This is a genomic window from Sphingomonas sp., from assembly GCF_013812825.1.
Lineage (GTDB): Bacteria > Pseudomonadota > Alphaproteobacteria > Sphingomonadales > Sphingomonadaceae > Sphingomicrobium.
In genome coordinates this window covers 1-5,326 of sequence record NZ_JACCSU010000077.1, presented here as the reverse complement: position 1 = coordinate 5,326, position 5,326 = coordinate 1, and the positions used below count along the sequence as shown (strand labels likewise).

Genomic DNA, 5,326 nt, shown 5'->3' with positions numbered 1-5,326 from the left:
GGTCAAGGGCGTCAAGCTGGTCCGGCCCCTGCTCGGCTGGCGCAAGGCCGAGCTTGCAGATCTGGTCGTGAAAGCCGGGGTCAAGCCGGTCGACGACCCGTCCAACCGCGACCCCCGCCATGACCGGGTGCGGATGCGCGAATGGCTCAAGCGCGCCGAATGGGCCGACCCCGAGCGGCTCGCGGCGAGCGCTGCCTGGCTCAACGAGGCCGACGAGGCGCTCGACTGGGCGCTGGCGCCGCTTGCCGAAGAGCGCGTCACGCGCGACGGGGCGGCGGTGGTCGTCGACCCGTCCGGAATTCCGCGCGAGCTGCAGCGCCGGCTGCTGCTTGCCGCTTTCGCCGAGATGGGCGAACCGAGCCCGCGCGGACCCGAGCTCTCCCGGGCGCTCGACAAGCTCCGCAAAGGCGGAACCACGACGCTCGCGCGCCTCAAGCTGGAAGGCGGGGTCACCTGGCGCCTGAGGCCGGCGCCGCCGCGGCGATGATCCGTCGGGGCGCACTGCCGTTCACCGGGACCTAAGCATTGCATTGTTATTGAGCGTCGAAAGACTATTTTAGGGGTGTACTCGCCTGCGGGCCCAACGAGAGAGACGATGAACGAGAAGAAGCCCGGCAATCCCTGGACCAAGAGCCTGCTCATCTGGGTCGGCGTTTTGTTCGGGCTCGTCCTGTTCGTCCAGATGATCGAAGGGCCGCGCGCCGGCGCCAGCCAGCCGATCCCTTATTCCGAGTTCGTTCGCCAGGTCGACGAGGGCAGCGTGCGCTCGGTCACCACCTCGGCCAATACGACCGGCAACCAGATCATCACCGGCAAGCTGGCCAGCGGAGAGCCGTTCCGAACGCTCGCTCCGGCCGACGCGCAGGTCACCGAGCGACTGCTCCAGCGCGGCGTCCAGATCCAGGCCAAGGAAGCCGAGCAGTCGAGCTTCTGGCTGATCCTGCTCTACCAGTCGCTGCCGTTCCTGCTGATCCTGGGAATCAGCTTCTTCGTCATGCGCCAGATGCAGAAGAACGCCGGCTCCGGGGCGATGGGCTTCGGCAAGAGCCGCGCCCGGATGCTGACCGAGAAGCAGGGTCGGGTGACCTTCGCCGACGTCGCCGGAATCGACGAAGCCCGCGAGGAGCTTCAGGAGATCGTCGAATATCTGAAGGACCCTGGCAAGTTCGCTCGCCTGGGCGGCAAGATCCCCAAGGGCGCGCTGCTGGTCGGCTCGCCTGGAACCGGCAAGACGCTGCTCGCCCGGGCGATCGCCGGCGAGGCGGGCGTTCCGTTCTTCACCATCTCCGGCTCGGACTTCGTCGAGATGTTCGTCGGCGTTGGCGCATCTCGAGTTCGCGACATGTTCGACCAGGCCAAGAAGTCGGCTCCGTGCATTGTCTTCATCGACGAGATCGACGCGGTCGGCCGCCATCGCGGCGCAGGCCTGGGCAACGGCAACGACGAGCGCGAGCAGACCCTCAACCAGCTGCTGGTCGAGATGGATGGATTCGAGGCCAACGAAGGCATCATCATCATCGCCGCGACCAACCGCCCCGACGTTCTCGACCCGGCGCTTCTGCGCCCCGGCCGCTTCGACCGCCAGGTCGTCGTCCCGCGCCCGGACATCGACGGCCGCGAGCAGATCCTCCACGTCCACATGAAGAAGGTGCCGCTGGCGCCCGATGTCGACCCCCGGGTGATCGCTCGGGGCACGCCCGGTTTCTCGGGCGCGGATCTGGCCAACCTGGTCAACGAGGCCGCCTTGCTCGCTGCTCGCCGGGGCAAGCGACTGGTCGCCATGAAGGAGTTCGAGGAGGCCAAGGACAAGGTGCTGATGGGCACCGAGCGCAAGTCCATGGTGATGACCGAGGACGAAAAGAAGATGACCGCCTATCACGAGGCCGGTCACGCGATCGTCGCCCTGCACGAGCCCGCGTCGGACCCGATCCACAAGGCGACCATCATCCCGCGCGGCCGGGCGCTGGGAATGGTCATGCGCCTGCCCGAGCGCGACAATTACAGCTATCACCGCGACAAGATGTACGCGAACCTGGCGGTGTCGATGGGCGGCCGCGTCGCCGAGGAAATCATCTTCGGCTACGACAAGGTGTCGTCGGGCGCGTCATCCGACATTTCGTACGCGACCAGCCTGGCGCGCGACATGGTCACCCGCTGGGGCATGTCGGACGCTCTCGGCCCGCTGCAATATGCCGACGCCGACGAGGAGGTGTTCCTCGGCTATTCGGTCAACCGCCAGCGGCAGATGTCGAACGAAACCGCGCAGCTGATCGACAAGGAAATCCGCCGGGTCGTCGAGGATGGCTATGAGCGCGCCAAGAAACTGCTCAACGAGCACCAGGAAGAGCTGCACACGCTCGCCAAGGCGCTGCTCGAATATGAGACGCTGAGCGGCGACGAGATCAGGACCCTGCTCGACGGGGGCTCCATCGATCGCGGCGGAGCGTCGGCTCCGAGCATCCCGGTCGCCGGCTCGTCGATCCCCAAAGCGCGGCGCAAGAGCCAGGGCCTGGGCGGGCCAGCTCCCGCCGGCGCGTAAGCCCTAGTCGAGGGCGCCCAGCGTCAGCAGCAGCAAGGCGAAGAAGGTCATCGCCATGAAAGCGAAGGTGACCAGCAGCAAGGTTCGCCACAGTGCACCCAACCGGCTGAGGCCGTAGGTTCCCTTGAGCTGCAGGTACATGTGGATCGGCGGCACCACGAACGCGAGCGAAGCGATGGTCCCCAGACCAGCCGCTCCTACCAGCAAGGCCGTGATGATCAGCAGGGTCATGAAGCTCAGCGAGTAAGTTACGAACACCGTGTGATCGTAGAGCCGAAAGCGGCGGCTGAACGGGAATAACAGCCACATGAAGGGGACCGACAGGGGGATCAGCGCCCAGCTGAATTTGTAGGCGTTGGTCTTGAGCTTGTAGATCAACAGGTCCGGGTTCTGCTTGGCCTTCAGATAGGCGTTCTCGAGCCACGAATTGCCCGGTTCGATGTTGGGGGCGCGGCTGAACGCAGCGCTGCTGATGCCGCGGTCGCGCATCAGCTCGAGCATCTCGACCTCCTCGCGGGTTTCCCTGATCTCATTGTCCAGCGCGGCGGTCGAAGTGCCGGCGGCCGCCGCCCTCGCGCGGTCGGCCTCGAGCCGAGCGAGCTCGGCCTTGTCCTGCGCGACCTGCTCGCTGATGCCGGCGCGCATCTCGGCGTTGGACGAGTTCAGCGTCGGGCCGGCGAGGCTCAGCACCGCGAACATCAGGAACACCGAAAACAGGAACAAAGCGATCGGCGAGATAAACCGCGCCCGCTCGCCGTCGATGTAGCGGCGGGTGAGATCACCCGGGTTGCCGACGAGCTTGGGCAAGGTGCGCCAGATCTTGCCTTCGAAATGCAGCGCTCCGTGCATCAGGTCGTGGAAGAACCCTTTGAGGCTTCTATGGACATGCGCGCGCTGGCCGCACTCATGACAGAAATCGCCGACCAGCTCGGCGTCGCAGTTCAGGCAGTGGCTCTCGTGGGTGTGGCCGTCGTCCACTTCGCCCGCACCCGGCTCGACAGCGCGCGCGACGACCGCGCCGGTCGCTGCGTCGCCGCTGGATTCCAGGTCGGTCATCGCCACTCCTTCGGACGCGAGCATTAGGCGCTGCACGACGGCCATGCTAGCGGCTCGGGCCGATGAAGCGCATCGGACTTCTCGGCGGCTCGTTCAATCCGGCGCATCGCGGACATCGCCGGATCAGCCTTGCAGCGATCGACAAACTCGGCCTCGACGAAGTGTGGTGGCTGGTTTCGCCCGGCAACCCGCTCAAGAGCGGCGAGGAGATGGCGCCGTTCGAGGCGCGGCTGGAATCCGCCCGGGCGATGGCGCGTCGGGCACCGATCCGGGTCAGCGATTTCGAGGCGAGGGCCGGGACCAGGTTCAGCATCGACACCGTCGAGGAGCTGCTGCGGCGCCGTCCGCGCGACCGCTTCATCTGGCTGATGGGCGCCGACACGCTTGCCCAATTCCATCGATGGAAGGCGTGGCGCAGGCTGGCCAAGTGCCTTCCGATTGCGGTCATCTCGCGCCCCGGCTATGAAGGGCCTGCCCGAGCGGCGCGCGCGATGGGCTGGCTTCGAGGGTTCGTCCGACCTTCGAGCCAGGCAAGAAACTGGGCGGAGTGGAGTTCACCGGCGATTTTGCTGCTTCGCCTGCCGCCCGACCCGACGTCCGCCACCGCCATACGCGCGCTCGACCCCAGCTGGCACCGCCGTTCGCAATCCCGAGTTCGGCCGCAGCGTACCGGCGCGCCTTCTTCCGTCAGGAGAGCACTTGCCTGATCGTTCCCCAATGAGTCCGAGTGACGGGACCGCCGAGGGCCGTCCTCCAATCGACGTCGAAGACCTCCATCGTCTCGTCCTGAAATCGCTCGACGACGACCAGGCGGTCGAGGTCATCTCGATCCCGCTGGCCGGCAAATCGAGCATCGCCGACCATATGGTGATCGCCTCGGGCCGCTCGACGAGGCAGGTCGCGTCGATGGCCAGCAAGCTCGCCCAGAAGATCAAGGAGCGGGTCGGCCGGACGCCGCGGATCGAAGGCCTTCCGGCCGCCGACTGGGTGCTGATCGACGCCGACGACGTCATCGTGCATCTGTTCCGGCCCGAGGTGCGCACGTTCTACAATCTCGAGCGGATGTGGGCGTTCGGCGACGACGCTCCGCCTCAGCGCGCGGGCGCCGCGCCCACCGGCTGAGCGGGTTGCTCCTCCACATCGTCGCGCGCGGCAAGATCGGCCGCTCGCCCGAAGCTGAACTCGTCGACCGTTACTTGCAGCGCATCGCGTGGCCGACCAAGGTCACCGAGCTCGGCGAGCGGGCTCCGGTGCCGGCCGCGGCGCCGCACAGCGTCTCGATCGCCCTCGACGAACGCGGCACGGCGCTGTCCTCGGCGGGCTTGGCGCGCAGGCTCGACGGCTGGCGTGACGGCGGCAAGCGCGAGGCGCGATTCCTGATCGGAGCCGCCGACGGCCACGACTCCGCCGAGCGGGACAAGGCCGACCTCTTGCTGTCGTTTGGCCCCGCCACCTGGCCGCACCTGCTCGTCCGGGCGATGCTTGCCGAGCAATTGTTCCGGGCGACGTCGATCCTTGCGAACCACCCCTATCATCGCGAAGGATGAGCGCGATGATGCGTTTCGCCGCCTTGCCGCTCCTGGTTCCACTGCTGCTCGCCGCCAGCGCCCCGGTGCAAGCGGTGGCCGAGACCGCCGATGAGGCGCTGAAACGGGCGCGGGCCGAGGCACGGGCCGCCGATGCGCAGGTCCGGCGCTTCGAACAGGCAGCGGGGCGGGCTCGCGGCGAGGC

General features: G+C 67.2%; 6 protein-coding genes. 5 read left to right on the top strand and 1 reads right to left on the bottom strand.

Going from position 1 to position 5,326, the window contains the following annotated elements; genetic code table 11:
• The coding region (locus H0T81_RS10720; protein ID WP_294012879.1) for an ATP-binding protein at positions 1–487 on the top strand (487 nt) is incomplete at its 5' end.
• A gap of 108 nt (positions 488–595) precedes the next feature.
• Positions 596–2,539: an ATP-dependent zinc metalloprotease FtsH gene (ftsH, locus tag H0T81_RS10715; protein ID WP_294012877.1), complete on the top strand. Its 1,944-nt coding sequence runs from the start codon at positions 596–598 to the stop codon at positions 2,537–2,539.
• Between the two features lie 3 nt (positions 2,540–2,542).
• Here the strand turns inward: ftsH and H0T81_RS10710 are convergent, their stop codons facing one another.
• Positions 2,543–3,595, bottom strand: coding sequence for a DUF3667 domain-containing protein (locus H0T81_RS10710; protein ID WP_294012874.1), 1,053 nt, complete (start codon positions 3,593–3,595; stop codon positions 2,543–2,545).
• 62 nt (positions 3,596–3,657) lie between these two features.
• On the opposite strand from H0T81_RS10710, the gene H0T81_RS10705 reads away from it, so the two are divergent.
• The 3 genes from H0T81_RS10705 to H0T81_RS10695 are packed head-to-tail and all read left to right on the top strand — an operon-like array spanning position 3,658 to position 5,142.
• Entirely contained in the window at positions 3,658–4,302 is a 645-nt protein-coding gene (locus tag H0T81_RS10705) for a nicotinate-nucleotide adenylyltransferase (RefSeq protein ID WP_294012871.1), read from the top strand.
• 10 nt (positions 4,303–4,312) lie between these two features.
• The gene (gene rsfS, locus H0T81_RS10700; protein WP_294012868.1) at positions 4,313–4,717 is read left to right on the top strand and encodes a ribosome silencing factor; all 405 of its coding nucleotides are present in this window, start codon (positions 4,313–4,315) and stop codon (positions 4,715–4,717) included.
• A 5-nt stretch (positions 4,718–4,722) separates the two neighbouring features.
• Complete coding sequence (locus H0T81_RS10695) at positions 4,723–5,142, top strand: 23S rRNA (pseudouridine(1915)-N(3))-methyltransferase RlmH (RefSeq protein ID WP_294012865.1); 420 nt, start codon at positions 4,723–4,725, stop codon at positions 5,140–5,142.
• Positions 5,143–5,326 lie beyond the last annotated feature (184 nt).

Coding starts and splice junctions, on each gene's coding strand:
- H0T81_RS10710 (WP_294012874.1), bottom strand. CDS start 3,595: ATGACCGACCTGGAATCCAGCGGCGACGCAGCGACCGGCGCGGTCGTC.
- H0T81_RS10705 (WP_294012871.1), top strand. CDS start 3,658: ATGAAGCGCATCGGACTTCTCGGCGGCTCGTTCAATCCGGCGCATCGC.
- rsfS (WP_294012868.1), top strand. CDS start 4,313: ATGAGTCCGAGTGACGGGACCGCCGAGGGCCGTCCTCCAATCGACGTC.
- ftsH (WP_294012877.1), top strand. CDS start 596: ATGAACGAGAAGAAGCCCGGCAATCCCTGGACCAAGAGCCTGCTCATC.